Consider the following 16,380-nt stretch of genomic DNA (forward strand, 5'->3'; position numbering starts at 1 on the left):
GGCATCCGCTCCGAACACCGTGGCGCCGTCGCCGCCGATCGAGACCGGATGTGCGAGCGCCTGGCTGCGCGCCGACACCACCGGCTTGCGCGCGAGCGCGGCCGCCGCCACCGCCGCGTTGTCGATCACGCGGTTGACGACCATCTCGACGACGACGTCGTCGACCTCGACCGGGTCGGTCGCGACGCCCGCGAGCTGCCAGGCCAGCTGGCCGTCGCGGGCGAGATTCTCGTCGCTGCGGTGGACGCGCACGTGATGGGTCTGCACTGTGGGGCCTTTCGGTGGTGTTCGGTGGTTCGGGTCGGTCGGTCGTGCCGGTGGTCTCGGTCGGCGAGGTCGGGCGAACGGATGCCGCTTCAGGCCACCCTCGGCCCGAGTGCCGTGCCCTCGTCCGCCTCGCCGACCGTGCCGGGCGCCGTGGCGAGGGCGTTCGTGAGGCTCATGTGCAGATGCACGTGGGTGGCTTGGGAGGCGAGCTCGGCGTCGCGCGCGAGGATCGCCTCGACGATGAGCAGGTGCTCGCCGGCGGCCGCGCGCAGTCGTTCGGGGTTGTGCCGCGAGAAGCGGCGGATGCGCGCTGAGTGCAGCTGCACGCTGCGCAGGGCCGTGGCGAGGAACGGATTGGCGGCGGCCTCCTCGATGGCGTCGTCGAGATCGTCGACGATGTCGAAATACGGGACGAGCCCCGGCTCGCCCTGCGCGAGGAGCTGTGGCGCGCCGAGCAGCCGATCCCGGATGAGGAGGAACGGAACCGCATCACCCCGCTGTGCAGCGAGTGCGGCCGCCTTGGCCTCGAGCGCCTCACGCAGCTCGTAGAGTGCCGCGATGTCGTCGCGCGACAAGGCGGTGACGACCGCACCGCGGCCGGACGCATCGACGAGCCCGTCGGCCGCGAGTTGCCGCAGCGCCTCACGCACGGGGGTGCGGCTCACGCCGAGCCTGGTGGCCTGCTCGACCTCCTGCAACACGGTGCCCGGTTCGAGGCTGCCGTCGAGGACCTCCGTTCGAAGGGTGCGATAGGCACGGTCGCTGGCTCGCATGAGTTCCTCCCGTCGACCTCGGCGTTCGAGTCCATGTATACACGGGTCGGCGACCCACGGCAAGTCACCCCCGGATTTTCTGCGATTCTCTCGAGTCGACTCGCAATTTCCGACCGTTGTGTATACATTGGAGGGGTCTCGCGCCAAGGTGGACACGAGCACGACAGCACGTCCCGAGGCAGTGGCACCGTCGCCCGCCTCGACGGGGAGGAGCGGCGATGGGCACGAGCAGGACGCACGGGTATGCGCACGAGTACGGCCGGAGCATGGAACATCCCGAGGAGTTCTGGCTCGAGGCATCCCGACTCGTCGACTGGACCCGCGCCCCGAGACGCGCCCTCGACGACGGCGCGGCGCCGATCTACCGGTGGTTCCCCGACGGCACGCTCAACGTGAGCGCCAACGCCCTCGACCGCTGGGTGGCCGCCGGTCGCGGCGACCAGGTCGCGCTCGCGTACGACTCGGCGATGACCGGCTCGAAGCGCACCTTCACGTACGCCGAGCTGTTGCACGAGGTCTCGCTGTTCGCCGGCGTGTTGCGCAACAACGGCGTCGAGCAGGGCGATCGCGTCGCGATCTACCTGCCGATGACGCCCGAGGCCGTCATCGCGATGCTCGCCTGCGCGCGCATCGGCGCCGTGCACTCGGTGATCTTCGGCGGCTTCGCGGCGAACGAGCTCGCGGTGCGCATCCAGGACGCCGAGCCCAAGCTCATCGTGACTTCCTCGGGCGGCCTCGAGCCCGGTCGCAGCGTCGAGTACCTGCCGATCATCGAGAAGGCCCTGGCCATGATCGTCGGCGACCGCTCGGTGACGGATGCCACGACCACCTCGATCAGCGTCATCCCCGAAGACGAGCTCAGCGTGCGAGGGGTGATCGTGCGGAACCGCGAAGCGGTCGCGGGCAGCGCGGCGGAGTTCGACGGCCGCGTCGGCGTCGACTGGCTCGACTGGGAGGAGGAGCTGGCGGAGGCCCAGCCGGTCGGGCCGGTCGAGCTCGCCTCGACCGACCCGCTCTACATCCTCTACACGTCGGGCACGACCGGAACGCCGAAGGGCGTCGTGCGGGATCACGGCGGCTACGCCGTCGCGCTCGCCTGGTCGATGCGGAACATCTACGACATCCACCCCGGCGACGTGATGTGGACAGCCTCCGACGTGGGATGGGTGGTCGGCCACAGCTACATCGTCTACGGCCCCCTGCTCGCCGGGGCGACCACCGTGCTCTACGAGGGCAAGCCCGTGGGCACGCCCGACGCCGGGGCGTTCTGGCGGATGGTCGACGAGTACCGGGTCAAGGTGCTCTTCTCGGCGCCGACGGCGGTACGCGCCATCCGCCGCGAGGACCCCGACCTCGAACACCTGAAGCGGTACGACACGTCGAGCCTCGAGGCGCTGTTCCTCGCCGGCGAGCGCCTCGACACCGAGACGTACCACTGGATCAACGACGCACTGCACTGCCCGGTCATCGACCACTGGTGGCAGACCGAGACGGGCTGGGCGATCGCCGCGAACCCCCGCGGAATCGAGCCGCTGCCGGTGAAGCCCGGCTCCCCCACCGTGCCCGTGCCGGGCTACCGGGTCGCGATCGTCGACGGGAAGGGTCGGCCGGTTCCGGTCGGCACGGAGGGCAACATCGTGCTCGGGCTGCCGCTCCCGCCGGGCAGCCTGCCCACGCTCTGGGGCGGCGACGAGACGTACGTGTCCTCGTACCTCACCGCGTTCCCGGGCCATTACGCGACCGGCGACAGCGGGTACCTCGACGACGACGGCTACGTCTACGTCATGGGGCGCACCGATGACGTCATCAACGTGGCCGGGCACCGGCTCTCGACGGGTGGGCTCGAGGAGGCGATCAACCACCACCCGGCCATCGCGGAGGTCGCCGTGATCGGCATCAGGGACGAGCTCAAGGGCCAGCGTGCGGCCGGGTTCGTGACGCTCAAGCACGGCGAGACCATCGACCACGACGTGCTCGCGAGGGAGGTCGTCGCGCTCGTGCGCGAGACGGTCGGGCCGGTGGCCGCGTTCCGCGACGTGACCGTGCTCGAACGGCTGCCGAAGACACGGTCGGGCAAGATCCTACGCAAGACCATGCGCCAGATCGCCGACGGCGAGCCCTACGAGGTACCCGCGACGATCGAGGACCCGACCGTGCTCACGGCGCTCGAGTCCGCGCTGCGGCGATAGGCCGATGCGTCGCGTCGACCCCGCCGCTTCAGCTGCCGCCGACGGCCGACGGGACGAAGGACCCGTGGTGCGCCGCGCGGCGGGCATAGCCTCAGACCATGGAGGCATCGACGCCCGCAACGGCACCGTCGGCCACCCGTTGGCCCATGATCACCAAGGACGTCGCGGCGCTGCCGGTGACGCCCAACCTCGTCGACTACGACGAGGTCCGCGCGTCGTTCACGTGGGACGACGCGCGACGCGCTCTCTCGGGGCTTCCCGGCGGGGGCGTGAACATCGCGTACGAGGCGGTCGACCGGCACGCCGCCGGCGAGCTGGCGCAGCGTGACGCCCTGCGGTTCGTTCGCGCGGATGGCGGCATCCGCTCGCTCAGCTACCGAGAGCTCTCCGAGCAGACCGATCGGTTCGCCAGCCTGCTCCGGACTCTGGGCGTCCAGCGCGGCGAGCGCGTGTTCTCGCTCCTCGGCCGCTCGCCGGCGCTCTACACCGCGGTGCTCGGCACCCTGAAGCACGGGGCCGTGTTCTGCCCCCTGTTCTCCGCGTTCGGACCCGAGCCGGTGCGGCAGCGACTCGAACTCGGCGCAGGCAGCGTGCTCGTCACGACCCGTGCGCTCTACCGCAGGAAGGTCGCCGCCCTGCGCGACGAACTGCCCGCCCTGCGGCACGTGCTCCTCGTCGACGCGGACGGCGAACCCGAACGCGGCACGCTCGACCTCGGCGCGCTCATCGCCGAGGCACCGCCGTACGGCGAGATCGCGGCAACGCAGCCCGAGGACATGGCGCTGCTGCACTTCACGAGCGGCACCACGGGCAGGCCGAAGGGCGCCGTGCACGTGCACGACGCCGTCACGGCGCACTACGCCACCGGTCGCTTCGCCCTCGACCTGCACCCCGACGACGTCTACTGGTGCACGGCCGACCCCGGCTGGGTCACGGGCACCTCGTACGGGATCATCGCCCCGCTCGTGCACGGCGTGACGACCGTGGTCGACGAGGAGGAGATGGACGCCGAACGCTGGTACCGCATCCTCGCCGAGCAGCACGTCACCGTCTGGTACACGGCGCCGACGGCGCTGCGCATGCTCATGAAGGCCGGGGCCGAGCGGGCGAAGGCGCACGACCTGTCGTCGTTGCGATTCGTGGCAAGCGTCGGAGAGCCGCTCAATCCCGAGGTCGTCGTGTGGGGGCTGGAGGCGTTCGGCCTGCCGATCCACGACAACTGGTGGCAGACCGAGACGGGCGGCATCATGATCTCGAACTACCCGGCCATGGACATCCGGCCCGGCTCGATGGGGCGCCCGCTGCCCGGCATCGAGGCGGCCATCGTCGCCCGTGACGACACGGGCGCGCCCGTCGTGCGCGACGGCGAGGTCGAGCTCGTCACCGACCCCGACGCCATGGGCGAGCTCGCCCTGCGTCCGGGCTGGCCGTCGATGTTCCGCGGCTACCTCAACGAGGAGGAGCGGTACCGCAGGTGCTTCGTCGGCGGCTGGTACCTCACGGGCGACCTCGCGCGCCGCGACGCGGACGGCTACTACTGGTTCGTCGGACGCGGTGACGACGTCATCAAGTCCTCGGGGCACCTCATCGGCCCGTTCGAGGTGGAGAGCTCGCTCATGGAGCACGACGCGGTCGCCGAGGCGGGCGTCATCGGGGTGCCCGACGCCGTCGCCGGCGAGGTCGTCAAGGCGTTCGTGGAGCTGAGACCCGGGTTCGAGGCATCCGACGCCCTCAGGCTCGACATCATCGGATTCGCTCGCAAGCGACTCGGCGCCGCCGTCGCCCCGCGGGAACTCGAGTTCATCACGGCGCTGCCGAAGACGCGCAGCGGCAAGATCCTCCGCCGCCTGCTGAAGGCCCGCGAGCTCGGGCTGCCGGAAGGCGACACGTCGACGCTGGAGGCGGGGCGATGACCGAGGAGGAGACGGCCGCGGCCATCGCGCGCGACCCCGAGCACGTGCGTCACCTGCTGCGCCAGATGGTGCGCGTCCGCCGGTTCGAGGAGGCGTGCGTCGAACTGTACAGCGCGACGAAGATCCGCGGATTCCTGCACGTGTACATCGGCGAGGAGGCGGTCGCCACCGGGGTCATGTCGGTGCTCGCGCCGGATGACGCGGTCGTCGCCACGTACCGGGAGCACGGGCACGCCCTGCTGCGGGGGGTCTCGGCGAACGCCATCATGGCGGAGATGTACGGTCACGCGGAAGGATGCTGCCGGGGCCGTGGCGGATCGATGCACCTCTTCGACGCCGCGACTCGCTTCTACGGCGGCAACGCCATCGTCGCCGGCGGGTTGCCGCTCGCGGTGGGCCTGGCGCTCGCCGACAAACTGTCGGGACGCGACCGCGTAACCGTCTGCTTCTTCGGCGAGGGCGCGGTGGCCGAGGGCGAGTTCCACGAGAGCATGAACCTCGCGGCGCTCTGGGACCTGCCCGTGCTGTTCTGCTGCGAGAACAACCTCTACGCGATGGGCACGGCCCTCGAGCGGTCGGAGTCGCAGACCGACATCGCGCTCAAGGCGTCGGGATACGCCATCGCGGCGTGGGCGGTGGACGGGATGGACGTGCTCGCGGTCGAGGAGGCGGCCCGTCGCGCGGTCGACGCCGTGCGGGCGGGTGCCGGGCCGCACTTCCTCGAGCTGCGCACCTACCGGTTCCGGGCGCACTCGATGTTCGACCCCGAACGCTACCGCGAGAAGGCCGAGGTCGAGCGGTGGATGGAGCGCGACCCGATCGAACTGCTCCGCGCCGCCCTCGAGACCCAGGGCCGGCTCTCGGCCGATGAGTGGTCGGCGCTTCAGCACGAGGTCGAGGAGGAGGTGCAGGCGGCCATCGCGTTCGCGGAGGCCGGCACGCTCGAGCCCGTCGAGGAGCTCACGCGCTTCGTCTACAGCGAACGGACGGCACCGTGAAACTCACCTACCGTGAAGCGATGCGCGCCGCGATGCGCGAGGCGCTGCAGCGAGACGAACGCGTGTTCCTGATGGGCGAGGACGTCGGACGCTACGGCGGCGGATTCGCCGTGAGCCTCGGGCTGCTCGAGGAGTTCGGGCCGCGGCGCATCCGTGACACGCCCCTCTCGGAGGCTGGGTTCGTCGGGGCGGGCATCGGCGCGGCGCTCGGCGGCATGCGGCCGATCGTCGAGATCATGACGGTCAACTTCAGCCTGCTCGCGCTCGACCAGATCGTGAACAACGCGGCGACGCTGCTGCACATGTCGGGTGGGCAGTTCAACGTGCCGATCGTCATCCGCATGACGACCGGTGGCGGCCGCCAGCTCGCCGCCCAGCACTCGCACAGCCTCGAGGGCTGGCTCGCGCACATCCCTGGACTCCGCATCCTCACCCCGGCGACGCTCGAGGACGCGCGCGGCATGCTCTGGACGGCGCTCGAAGACCCCGACCCGGTGCTCATCTTCGAGCACGGCTCGCTCTACAACGTCGCGGGCGAGCTGGCGGATGACGCGGGGCCGGTCGACATCGATCGCGCCGCCGTGCGCCGAGAGGGGGCGGATGTCTCGATCATCACCTACGGCGGCACGCTGCCGACCGCGCTCGGGGCCGCCGACGCGCTCGCGACCGACGGCATCGACGCGGAGGTGCTCGACCTGCGCACCCTTCGCCCGCTCGACGACGCCGCGGTCCTCGCGACCGTCGCCAAGACGCATCGCGTCGTCGTGGTCGACGAGGGGTGGCGCAGCGGCGGCATCTCCGCCGAGATCAGCGCCCGCATCACGGAGTCGGCGTTCTACGACCTGGATGCCCCGGTCGCCCGGGTCTGCAGCGAGGAGGTGCCCGTGCCCTACGCTCGCCATCTCGAGCAGGCCGCCCTCCCCTCGGTCGAGCGCGTCGTGGCGGCGGCACGCGAGGTGGTGGGCCCCGGTGGGTGAGTCCCGTGGGTGAGTTCCGCATGCCGTCGCTCGGCGCCGACATGGAGCGAGGCAAGGTCGTCGAGTGGCTGGTCGAGCCGGGTGACTACGTGCACCGCGGCGACCTGATCGCCGAGGTCGACACGGAGAAGACGGTGATGGAGGTCGAGTCGTTCGAGGAGGGCATCGTCGCGGAGTTCCTGGTCGACCTGGGTGAGACGGTGCCCGTGGGCACGCCGATCGCCCGCATCACGGGGACGCCCGCCGATGTGGCGCCGCCCGGCCCGACGGCGGCTGGGCTCGGGGCGACTGCGCCCGCGGCGGCTGCGCCGGCCGCGGCCCCTGCACCGGCACCGGCGCGCGCCGAGCCCGCCCGCGAACCCCAGCCCGCCCGCGAGCACGAGCCGGTCGGTCACGCCACTCCGCCGATCCGGCATCTCGCGCACCAACTCGGCGTGGACGTCGAGCACCTCCACGGCACCGGCCGGCACGGCGCCATCACGCGCGCCGATGTCGAGGCGGCGGCCGAACCGTCGGCTGCGCCGACCCCGACGACAGCGCCGACGGCGCCGATACCCGAGGCGTCGACGGGTCGGGTGCGGTCCTCTCCGCGCGCACGTCGCCTCGCCGCCGAACTCGGCGTGGACCTCGCCGGGGTCCGCGGCACCGGGCCCGGTGGCGCCGTGACCGAGGCCGATCTGCGTCACGCGGCGGACGCGGCCGCGCGGGTGTCCGTACGCGAAGCCCCGCCGATCGAACGCCGCGCAGCGACCCCCGCCGAGGCGGCCGAACGCGTCGCGAACCTCCGCCGGGCCGTGGGTGCCCTGATGGCGCGATCGAAGCGCGAGGTTCCGCACTACTACCTGAGCACCACGATCGACCTCGGCGCGGCAATGGACTGGATGCAGCGGACCAACGCCGAGCGACCGATCGCGACGCGGCTGGTGCCCGCGGCGCTCCTCCTCGCAGCCGCCGCGAAGGCCGCCAAGGAGATCCCCGACATCAACGGGTTCTTCGTCGACGGCGCGTTCCAGCCGAGCCCGGCCGTACACCTCGGCGTCGCCGTGGCGCTGCGCGGCGGCGGCCTCGTCGCGCCGGCGATCCACGATGCCGACACCCTTGCGCTCGACGAGCTCATGGAGCGGTTGCGCGACCTCGTCGCCCGCGCGCGAGCCGGGCGCCTCCATCGCGCCGAGATGGCCGATCCGACCATCACGGTGACGAACCTCGGCGACCTCGGCGTGGAGACCGTGTTCGGCGTCATCTACCCGCCGCAGGTCGCCCTCGTGGGCTTCGGCCGCGTGGTGGAGCAGCCGCGCGCGGTGAACGGCCTGATCGGCGTGCGCCCGACCGTCATCGCGACGCTGTCGGCCGACCACCGCGCCAGCGACGGACTGCGCGGCGGTCGCTTCCTCGCCCGCGTCGACGAGTTGCTGCAGAAACCGGAGGAACTGTGAACGAGCAGGATGCCCGCGCCGCCGTACTGGCCGCGATCAACGAGGTCGCACCCGACGTCGACACCGACGGGCTCGACGCCTCCTCGCGGCTGCGCCAGGACCTCGAACTCGACTCCCTCGACTTCCTGCGACTGCTCGAGGTGCTCGCGCAGTCGACCGGCGTCAGCACTCCCGAAGACGACTACGCCGGCCTGACCACGGTGCAGGCACTCGTCGACTACATCGCCGCGCACGGCTGAGGCCCGCCGACTCCATCACCCCGATCCGGGCGGCCCGGCCCTCGCCGCCGCGTCGAGTCCGAAACCGAACGACGAGACCACGACCCTCACCGTCGCCACCGGGCCGACGACGTCGCACGAACCCAGGGTCGCCCCATTGCGCGCCGCCACCTGCGCGGCGAGCTCGCACGGGACGCCCGGCACCGCGCCCGCGATCGCGTCGGCCGCGGCGAGCGCGGCGGCATCGGCCGCGTTCGACGCCCGTTGCGACGCCACGAACGTGGAGACCGCCGGGAGCACCATGGCGGTGAGCGCGACCACCGCCCCCACGATGCCGACCGCGAGCACGGATGCCGCGCCGCGGTCGCGGGTGGCGGCGCGACGACCACCACCCGCAGGCCACCGACGGCGTACGAACCCGGGCGCCCGCATCAGTGCCCGCCCGCGACGGCGCACGACTCGGCCCGCAGCACGACGGCCGCAAGCAGCCCCCGGCCCGGCGCCTGCAACGTGACGCACACGAACGCCCCGTCCTCCGCCACGGCGAGCGACGCCCCGCCCGACACCCGGTCGGCGATCGCGCCCGCCTCGGCCGCCGACTCACCTCTGCCGAGCGCCCGCGCCGCATCGGCCGCGGCATCCGTGAGGCGCACGTGCTGCCCGACCAGCTGGACCGACGCGAGGCACGCGGCGAGCACGAGGGCGATCGCGGGCAGCGCGACGGCGAACTCCGCCGTCACGCTGCCCCGATCCCGATCAGCCGACCGTGAGCGCATTCCGCACGAGGTCGGTGAGGATGCCGCGAACCTCATCGCCCCGCAGGATGACGACGAGGAGCCCGGCGAACCCGACCGCCGCCATCGTGGCGACGGCGTACTCCGCGGTCGCAGCGCCCCGCTCTCCGGCGACGCGTCGGAGGACGGCGCGGAACGCGCGGCGCATCGGCGAGCGCCCATCCGCCCGCTCGCCCGGTGCGGCGCGCTCGGGCTCGAGCTGCGCGGTCTGGTGGTGCATGGTGGTGTTCCTTCCTGTTCTGCCGGTCTCCCGGCGGGTGGGCGGCACGAGCCTGGTGACGTCACACGGCACCGCCGAGGGTGACCGAGACGACGGAGACGAGGAGCGGCACGACGCCGAGCAGCACGAACGCCGGGAGCACGCACGCCCCGAGCGGCAGCATGAGTCGCACGCCGAGGGCCGCGGCGCGTGCGGCACCGTCGGCACGAGCGACCCGGCGGAGCCGGAACGCCTCGGCGCGGAGCAGGTCGGAGACCGGCGCACCCGCCCGTGCGGCGAGCGCGATCACGGCTTCCGACGCTCCGCGGTCGTGCGCCGCGACACCGTTCGACGACAGCGCATCGCGCACGATGCCGCGCGCCCGCTCGACGGAGGCGCCGCCCGACATCGCGATGGCGAGCAGCTCGAGCTCGAGTCCTGCGTCGGCGCGCGAGGCCGAGGCCCTCGTCGCGAGGCGGGTGCTCCAGCGACGACCCACCCAGAGCAGGAGCCCGCCGAGCACGACGCACGCCAGGCCGACGGGATTGCCGAAGAGGATCGCGATCGTGTCGAAGCCGAGCAGTGCGCCGAAGGCGACCGCGACGAGCGGCAGGGCCAGCATCAGCCGAGCGCTGGCGATAGGACCGGCGAGGGCGGTGCGCACCTCGCGTCGCAGCTGCGCCTCGTCGCGCAGCGCCCCCGCGAGGTCGCGCAGGCTCACCGCGAGCGGGGCACCCGACTCGGCCGCAACCGCCCAGGCTGCGGCGAGCACCGACCATGCACCAGAGGATGCCGCGTCGTCGGCCGTCGCGCCGGCGATCGCGCCCGAGACCGACGCGCCGTCGGCCGCCGCCCGCGCCGCGGCCCCGAGCACGGCGCGATCGGAGTGGGAGCCGACACGATCCGGGCGACCGAGCCGGCGAGCCGGAGGCCCGCCCGGATCCCCTGCGGCACCCTCGCCGACATGCGCCCACGCCGCGGGCGCCGGCACGCCCGCCGAGAGCAGTACCGCGAGGCGCTCGGTGACCGCGGCGATGGCATCGAGGTCGGCGGCCGGGTCGGGACGACGCCGGAACGCGGCGATGCGATCGCCGAGCGTCGCGAGCACGAGCGGCCGCGACATCCGCCCGGTCACGCAGCCTCCACCGCGAGCCGGTCGCCGTGTAGCCGGAACCGGCCGACCTGCGCGAGGCGACGCCGCCCTTCGACGCGTTCGACATGCAGCACGAGGTCGAACGCGCTCACCGTCTGGCGCGCCACGGCGTCGGGCGACAGTCCGGCGGTCGAGCCGAGCGCCTCGAGCCGCGCCGGCACGTCGTCGAGCGAGTTCGCGTGCAGGGTGCCGGCGCCGCCGTCGTGGCCGGTGTTCAGTGCGGCGAGGAGCTCACGCAGCTCGGCCCCGCGGCACTCCCCCACCACGAGCCGGTCGGGTCGCATGCGCAGGGCCTCGCGGAGCAGCGCATCGAGTCCGAGCCGTCCGGCGCCCTCGAGGTTCGCCTGCCGCGCCTCGAGCGAGACCACATGAGGGTGGTCGACCGTGAGCTCCGCGACGTCCTCGATGAGCACGATGCGCTCGCGCTCCGATGCCTCGCCGAGGAGCGCCGCGAGGAACGTCGTCTTTCCTGCGCCGCCCGCACCCGTCACGAGCAGGTTCTTCCGGGTCGCCACCGCGTCGCGCAGCATCGCCTCCTGCGCGGCATCGACCATGCCCGCACGGGCGAGGGCGGCGAGCGGGAAGCCCGACGCGCGCGGCACGCGCACCGACAGCAGGGTGCCGCGGGTCGACACCGGCGGCAGCACGGCATGCACGCGGATGCCGCGACCGAGCCGCACGTCGACCGCCGGCGTCGCCTCGTCGATGTGACGACCGCCGCGGGCGATGAGTCGCACGGCGAGCGCGCGCACCTCGGCCTCGTCGGCCGTCCACGACGGCTCGGGCTCGGGACCGGCGCCGCGATCGATCCACAGGCCGCCGGGCCCGTTCACGAAGAGGTCGGTCACGGGGCCGGATGCCGCGAACGGCGCGAGCGGTCCGAGCACGGCCAGCGCGTCATCGGCAGCGGCGAGCGAGGTTCGACCCGACAGCGACGTGCCGCGGTCGACCGGATGATCGAACCCGTGTGCGAGGAGTTCAGGCGGGTCGGCCGCAGCCGCGCCGGGCGCCGTGGCGACTCGTCGTGGCTCTCGCTCCCACGACGGGGTGGCGACGAAGGGGATGGTCATGCGGCGACGGTAGGCCGCAGGCACGTGGCCGCGGCATCCGCTCGGGCGAAGGTGAGGAATGAGCCTCCCCCACGTCGTTGTGGAGGAGGACTCGACCCGCCGGCGACGCCATGGCGACGCCGGTTAACGAAAGGGGGCGGCACCCATTGGGGGGAACAGGTGCCGCCTCGGCAGCGCAAGGATTGGGGGGAATCACGAGCGCTGCAGGCCTCGAAACGAGTGTTCGGGCGGTACTCAGTGTATTGCCTGAGGAAGGATGCGCAAGCACTTTTCGTCCTCATTTGTGCGGACACACAGATTTCTCTGCGCAAAGGCACAGTAGCCACTGTACTACCCCACGGAACCGGATGCGCCGTTACGCGGAGAGTGACCGTCCGGTTACGAGCAGGTCGCGACCGCAAGGTATCGTGCTGGGTGGGGCAGGCGACCCAACCCATGAAGTGATTCGCGAAGGAGCGACCGGACAATCATGACCGTTCAGATCGATCACGCGCTCGAGGAGATCAGGCGCTTCCGCCCGAGCCCCGAGTTCGCCGCCCAAGCCGTCGCCGACGAGCACCTGTACGAGGCCGCGCGCGCCGACCGCCTCGGCTTCTGGGCGGACCAGGCCCGTGAGCTCCTCCGATGGGAGAAGCCGTTCACGCGCACCCTCGACTGGTCCAACCCGCCCTTCGCCAAGTGGTTCGACGACGGCGAGCTCAACGTCGCCGTGAACTGCCTCGACCGTCACGTCGAGGCGGGCCTCGGCGACCGTGTCGCCCTGCACTGGGAGGGCGAGCCCGGCGACCGCCGCGACATCACGTACGCCGAGCTCACCGACGAGGTCAAGCGCGCCGCGAACGTGCTGACCGAGCTCGGCATCGGCGAGCAGGACCGCGTCGCCATCTACCTCCCTATGATCCCCGAGGCGGTCGTCGCGATGCTCGCGTGTGCGCGCATCGGCGCCATCCACTCGGTCGTGTTCGGCGGGTTCAGCGCCGACAGCCTCGCCTCCCGGATCGACGACGCCGAGGCATCCCTCGTCATCACCGCCGACGGCGGCTACCGCAAGGGCAAGGTGTTCCCGCTCAAGCCCGTCGTCGACGAGGCGCTCGCGAAGACCGATGGCGGAACGGTGCGCAATGTCCTCGTGGTGCGCCGCGGGGAGAACGAGATCGACTGGAACGCCGAACGCGACCTCTGGTGGCACGAGACCGTGGCGAACGCCTCGAACGAGCACGTCGCGAAGGGCTTCGACGCGGAGCATCCGCTGTTCATCCTCTACACGTCGGGCACCACCGGAAAGCCGAAGGGCATCCTGCACACGACCGGCGGCTACCTCACCCAGGTGGCGTTCACGCACAAGGCCGTGTTCGACCTGCACCCCGAGCGCGACGTCTACTGGTGCACGGCCGACGTGGGCTGGATCACCGGGCACTCCTACGTCGTCTACGGCCCGCTCGCGAACGCCGCGACCCAGGTGCTCTACGAGGGAACCCCCGACACGCCGCACCCCGGCCGCTGGTGGGAGATCGTCGAGCGCTACAAGGTCTCCATCCTCTACACGGCGCCCACCGCGATCCGTTCGTTCATGAAGATGGGCCGGCAGATCCCGCACTCCTTCAACCTGCGCTCGCTGCGCCTGCTCGGTTCGGTGGGCGAGCCGATCAACCCCGAGGCGTGGATCTGGTACCGCCACGTCATCGGCGGCGGCTCGATCCCGGTCGTCGACACGTGGTGGCAGACCGAGACCGGCGCGATCATGATCTCGGCACTGCCCGGCATCACCGACCTCAAGCCCGGCAGCGCCCAGGTGCCCGTGCCCGGCGTCTCCATCGACATCCTCGCCGACGACGGCGATCCCGTAGACGGCGAGAACGGCGGGCTCCTCGTGGTCACCGAGCCGTGGCCGTCGATGCTCCGCGGCATCTGGGGCGACCCCGAGCGATTCAAGGAGACGTACTGGGAGAAGTTCGGCACGGCGCCTGACAAGAGCATGTACTTCGCCGGCGACGGCGCCCGCCGCGACGAGGACGGCGACATCTGGCTGCTCGGCCGGGTCGACGACGTCATGAACGTGTCGGGTCACCGGCTCTCCACGGCGGAGATCGAGTCGTCGCTCGTCGCCCACCCGTGGACGGCCGAGGCCGCGGTGGTCGGCGCCGCCGACGAGACCACCGGCCAGGCGGTCGTCGCGTTCGTCATCCTCAAGCAGAGCCAGGAGGAGGCGGTGTCGACGCTCGAGGACGTGAGCGAGGTGCTGCGCAAGCACGTCGCCACCCAGATCGGTGCGATCGCACGCCCGCGTCAGGTGTTCGTCGTGAACGAGCTGCCGAAGACGCGGTCGGGCAAGATCATGCGGCGCCTGCTCCGCGACCTCGCCGAGGGCCGCGAGGTGGGCGACACCACGACGCTCGCCGACACGTCGATCATGCAGGTGATCAGCTCGCAGGTGCGGTAGCGCCGGTTCCGAACGACGGATGCCGCGGCCGGCCGATCTGCAGGAGAACGCACGATTCGCAGGATCAGATGAGCCCGGGGCCTCCGGCACGTCGAATGATCTCCTGTGAAACGGGGTGCAGGGCCGACGGGCCACTCCAGAGATGCAGTCCCTGCGCCACGGCCGACAGGATCTGCTCCTCGGTAGCTTCCCAGGTCTCCATCACGTCGGGACTGCCGTAGCGGAGCACCGTGAACCCCTGCAGCACCAGCCGGGCATCCTCCCGGCGGTCTCGCTGCCGGTCGTGCTTCGTGGAATGGAACCGGTCGCCGTCGAACTGGAGCACGAGACGCTCGCCGACGAGTCCGTCGACCCGATGCCCGTCGATGGCGACCTGTGGCACCATCTGCACCCCACGCCGTGCGAGGCGAATCCTCGGAAGGGTCTCGAGCCCGCTGTCGGCGCGGGCATCGGATGCCGAGACCGCCTCGGCGAATCGCCCGCCGACCGTCACCGCCAAGCGCGCCAACTGCGACCGGGCGACGAGCTTCTTGTTGAGCGCGGAGTCGATGATGGCGACGGCATTCTCATGCGGCTGACAGCGCGCGACGGCGATCAGTACGTTCTCAAGCGGATCGACGACGGTGCGCGCGGTGACCTGCACCCTCGGCTTCGCCCAGTGCACCGTCTCGGCGGGCCGCGCTCCGGGCGGCGTCGGCGTCAGGCGCAGTCGGCTCACAGTCGGCGAAGCGGCCACATGGAACCGGCCGTCGGCGATCGTCCACAGTTCGAGATGCTCGGCCGCGGAAACGCAGCTCAACCGCGCACCGATCTCGACCGCCCGGCGCAGCGCGGGCGCGCACTCCCGCACCGCGACCCAATCACGCCGCACCGGAGTCAGCTCGCCGCGTCGAAGCGAGGCCTGGATCGCGTGCCGCGTCACCCCCGCCGCATGAAGGTCGGCACGGTGGGCGATCCCACCCATGCTCCTGACCACGACCCGCACGTCCATCGCCCCAGAATGCCGGGTAGGCCGCGTGCCGCCGCCGCCGCGCGGGCCGCTGTGGGCGGGCGACGAGCGCGGCGGCCCCGTGGAGGACGAGTGGGGGACGTGCCTCCGGCGCGGACCGCGGCGCTCCTCTCCAAGCCGATAGCCGATCTACAGGGCCGGATCGGTGCTTCCGTCCTGCACATCATGCGTTCTCCTGCGAACCCGCGGTCGCAGGGCGGCGCGAGCGGCGGCGGCTGCGGCTACGCGAACTCGACGACGAGCTCGATCTCGACGGGCGCGCCGAGCGGTAGCGCCGCGACGCCGACCGCCGAGCGGGCGTGGCGCCCGGCCTCCCCGAAGATCTCGCCAAGCAACTCGGAGGCGCCGTTCACGACACCCGGCTGCCCGGTGAACGACGGGTCGGATGCCACGAAGCCGACGAGCTTCACGATGCGTGTCACCCGGTCGAGCGAGCCGAGCTCGGTGCGCACGGCGGCGAGGGCGTTGAGCACGCAGGTGCGGGCGTAGCCCTTCGCGTCGTCGGCGGGCACGAGTCCGTGTCCGTCGCCGACCTTGCCGGTTGCGGGAAGCGAGCCCGAGACGAACGGGAGCTGGCCCGAGGTGTACACGTAGGAGCCGGTGACGACGGCCGGCACGTAGGCCGCGACCGGCGGCGAGACATCCGGAAGCTCGATGCCGAGCTCGGCGAGCCGCTCCTCGTAGGCCGACATCACTGCTCTCCCTCGAACTGCTTGGCCGCCTGCGCCGCCGCCGCGGCGCCCGCGGAGGCCGCGGCCGACGATTCGCCGGCCTTCGGGCGCTTCAGGTAGGCGACGAGTCCGCCCTCCGGGCCCTGCACGACCTGCACGAGCTCCCAGCCCTCCGAACCCCAGTTGTTGAGGATGGCGGCGGTGTTGTGGATGAGCAGCGGGGTGGTGATGTACTCCCAGGCCGGCATGCGGTTCCTCGTCTCTGATCGGGTG

At 72.0% G+C, this 16,380-nt stretch carries 16 protein-coding genes and 1 pseudogene; 7 read left to right on the plus strand and 10 right to left on the minus strand.

Features of this window, described 5'->3' with window-relative positions:
* Positions 1–267 (minus strand): annotated as a pseudogene (locus tag IEX31_RS15285) (MmgE/PrpD family protein); the annotation flags it as partial.
* An 89-nt stretch (positions 268–356) separates the two neighbouring features.
* On the minus strand, positions 357–1,040 hold the full coding sequence (locus IEX31_RS15290; protein WP_188744271.1) for a GntR family transcriptional regulator: 684 nt from the start codon (positions 1,038–1,040) through the stop codon (positions 357–359).
* A 218-nt stretch (positions 1,041–1,258) separates the two neighbouring features.
* On the opposite strand from IEX31_RS15290, the gene IEX31_RS15295 reads away from it, so the two are divergent.
* The 6 genes from IEX31_RS15295 (at position 1,259) to IEX31_RS15320 (ending at position 8,792) form a co-directional block, all read left to right on the plus strand.
* Complete coding sequence (locus tag IEX31_RS15295; protein WP_188744272.1) at positions 1,259–3,229, plus strand: AMP-binding protein; 1,971 nt, start codon at positions 1,259–1,261, stop codon at positions 3,227–3,229.
* A 98-nt stretch (positions 3,230–3,327) separates the two neighbouring features.
* The gene (acsA, locus tag IEX31_RS15300; RefSeq protein WP_188744273.1) at positions 3,328–5,142 is read left to right on the plus strand and encodes an acetate--CoA ligase; all 1,815 of its coding nucleotides are present in this window, start codon (positions 3,328–3,330) and stop codon (positions 5,140–5,142) included.
* The gene (pdhA, locus tag IEX31_RS15305; protein WP_188744274.1) at positions 5,139–6,140 is read left to right on the plus strand and encodes a pyruvate dehydrogenase (acetyl-transferring) E1 component subunit alpha; all 1,002 of its coding nucleotides are present in this window, start codon (positions 5,139–5,141) and stop codon (positions 6,138–6,140) included. The genes acsA and pdhA overlap by 4 nt, the downstream gene beginning before the upstream one ends.
* Positions 6,137–7,117 carry an alpha-ketoacid dehydrogenase subunit beta gene (locus IEX31_RS15310; protein ID WP_188744275.1) on the plus strand — a complete coding sequence of 327 codons (981 nt, stop codon included), beginning with the start codon at positions 6,137–6,139 and terminating at the stop codon, positions 7,115–7,117. The genes pdhA and IEX31_RS15310 overlap by 4 nt, the downstream gene beginning before the upstream one ends.
* 5 nt (positions 7,118–7,122) lie before the next feature.
* Positions 7,123–8,553 (plus strand): dihydrolipoamide acetyltransferase family protein, encoded by a 1,431-nt coding sequence (locus IEX31_RS15315; protein WP_188744276.1) that lies wholly within the window; start codon positions 7,123–7,125, stop codon positions 8,551–8,553.
* Entirely contained in the window at positions 8,550–8,792 is a 243-nt protein-coding gene (locus tag IEX31_RS15320) for an acyl carrier protein (protein WP_188744277.1), read from the plus strand. Before IEX31_RS15315 ends, IEX31_RS15320 begins: the two co-directional genes overlap by 4 nt.
* A gap of 15 nt (positions 8,793–8,807) precedes the next feature.
* On the opposite strand, the gene IEX31_RS15325 is transcribed toward IEX31_RS15320, so the two are convergent.
* The 5 genes from IEX31_RS15325 to IEX31_RS15345 all read right to left on the minus strand — a co-directional run bounded on the left by IEX31_RS15325 (position 8,808) and on the right by IEX31_RS15345 (position 11,987).
* Entirely contained in the window at positions 8,808–9,203 is a 396-nt protein-coding gene (locus IEX31_RS15325; protein WP_188744278.1) for an Rv3654c family TadE-like protein, read from the minus strand.
* Entirely contained in the window at positions 9,203–9,511 is a 309-nt protein-coding gene (locus tag IEX31_RS15330; RefSeq protein ID WP_188744279.1) for a TadE family type IV pilus minor pilin, read from the minus strand. Before IEX31_RS15330 ends, IEX31_RS15325 begins: the two co-directional genes overlap by 1 nt.
* A 16-nt stretch (positions 9,512–9,527) precedes the next feature.
* Positions 9,528–9,713: a DUF4244 domain-containing protein gene (locus tag IEX31_RS15335; protein WP_188744327.1), complete on the minus strand. Its 186-nt coding sequence runs from the start codon at positions 9,711–9,713 to the stop codon at positions 9,528–9,530.
* A gap of 133 nt (positions 9,714–9,846) precedes the next feature.
* Positions 9,847–10,899 (minus strand): type II secretion system F family protein, encoded by a 1,053-nt coding sequence (locus tag IEX31_RS15340; protein ID WP_229662409.1) that lies wholly within the window; start codon positions 10,897–10,899, stop codon positions 9,847–9,849.
* Positions 10,896–11,987 (minus strand): TadA family conjugal transfer-associated ATPase, encoded by a 1,092-nt coding sequence (locus IEX31_RS15345; protein WP_188744280.1) that lies wholly within the window; start codon positions 11,985–11,987, stop codon positions 10,896–10,898. Before IEX31_RS15345 ends, IEX31_RS15340 begins: the two co-directional genes overlap by 4 nt.
* A gap of 469 nt (positions 11,988–12,456) precedes the next feature.
* On the opposite strand from IEX31_RS15345, the gene acs reads away from it, so the two are divergent.
* The gene (gene acs / locus IEX31_RS15350) at positions 12,457–14,427 is read left to right on the plus strand and encodes an acetate--CoA ligase (protein ID WP_188744281.1); all 1,971 of its coding nucleotides are present in this window, start codon (positions 12,457–12,459) and stop codon (positions 14,425–14,427) included.
* A gap of 64 nt (positions 14,428–14,491) precedes the next feature.
* Here the strand turns inward: acs and IEX31_RS15355 are convergent, their stop codons facing one another.
* The 3 genes from IEX31_RS15355 to sp36 all read right to left on the minus strand — a co-directional run bounded on the left by IEX31_RS15355 (position 14,492) and on the right by sp36 (position 16,355).
* Complete coding sequence (locus IEX31_RS15355; protein WP_188744282.1) at positions 14,492–15,418, minus strand: endonuclease domain-containing protein; 927 nt, start codon at positions 15,416–15,418, stop codon at positions 14,492–14,494.
* A 239-nt stretch (positions 15,419–15,657) separates the two neighbouring features.
* Positions 15,658–16,128, minus strand: coding sequence for a RidA family protein (locus IEX31_RS15360; RefSeq protein ID WP_188744283.1), 471 nt, complete (start codon positions 16,126–16,128; stop codon positions 15,658–15,660).
* Complete coding sequence (sp36, locus tag IEX31_RS15365; protein ID WP_188744284.1) at positions 16,128–16,355, minus strand: Sp36 family protein; 228 nt, start codon at positions 16,353–16,355, stop codon at positions 16,128–16,130. Before sp36 ends, IEX31_RS15360 begins: the two co-directional genes overlap by 1 nt.
* Positions 16,356–16,380: the final 25 nt, after the last annotated feature.

It is taken from the genome of Agromyces bauzanensis, assembly GCF_014645655.1.
Lineage (GTDB): Bacteria > Actinomycetota > Actinomycetes > Actinomycetales > Microbacteriaceae > Agromyces > Agromyces bauzanensis.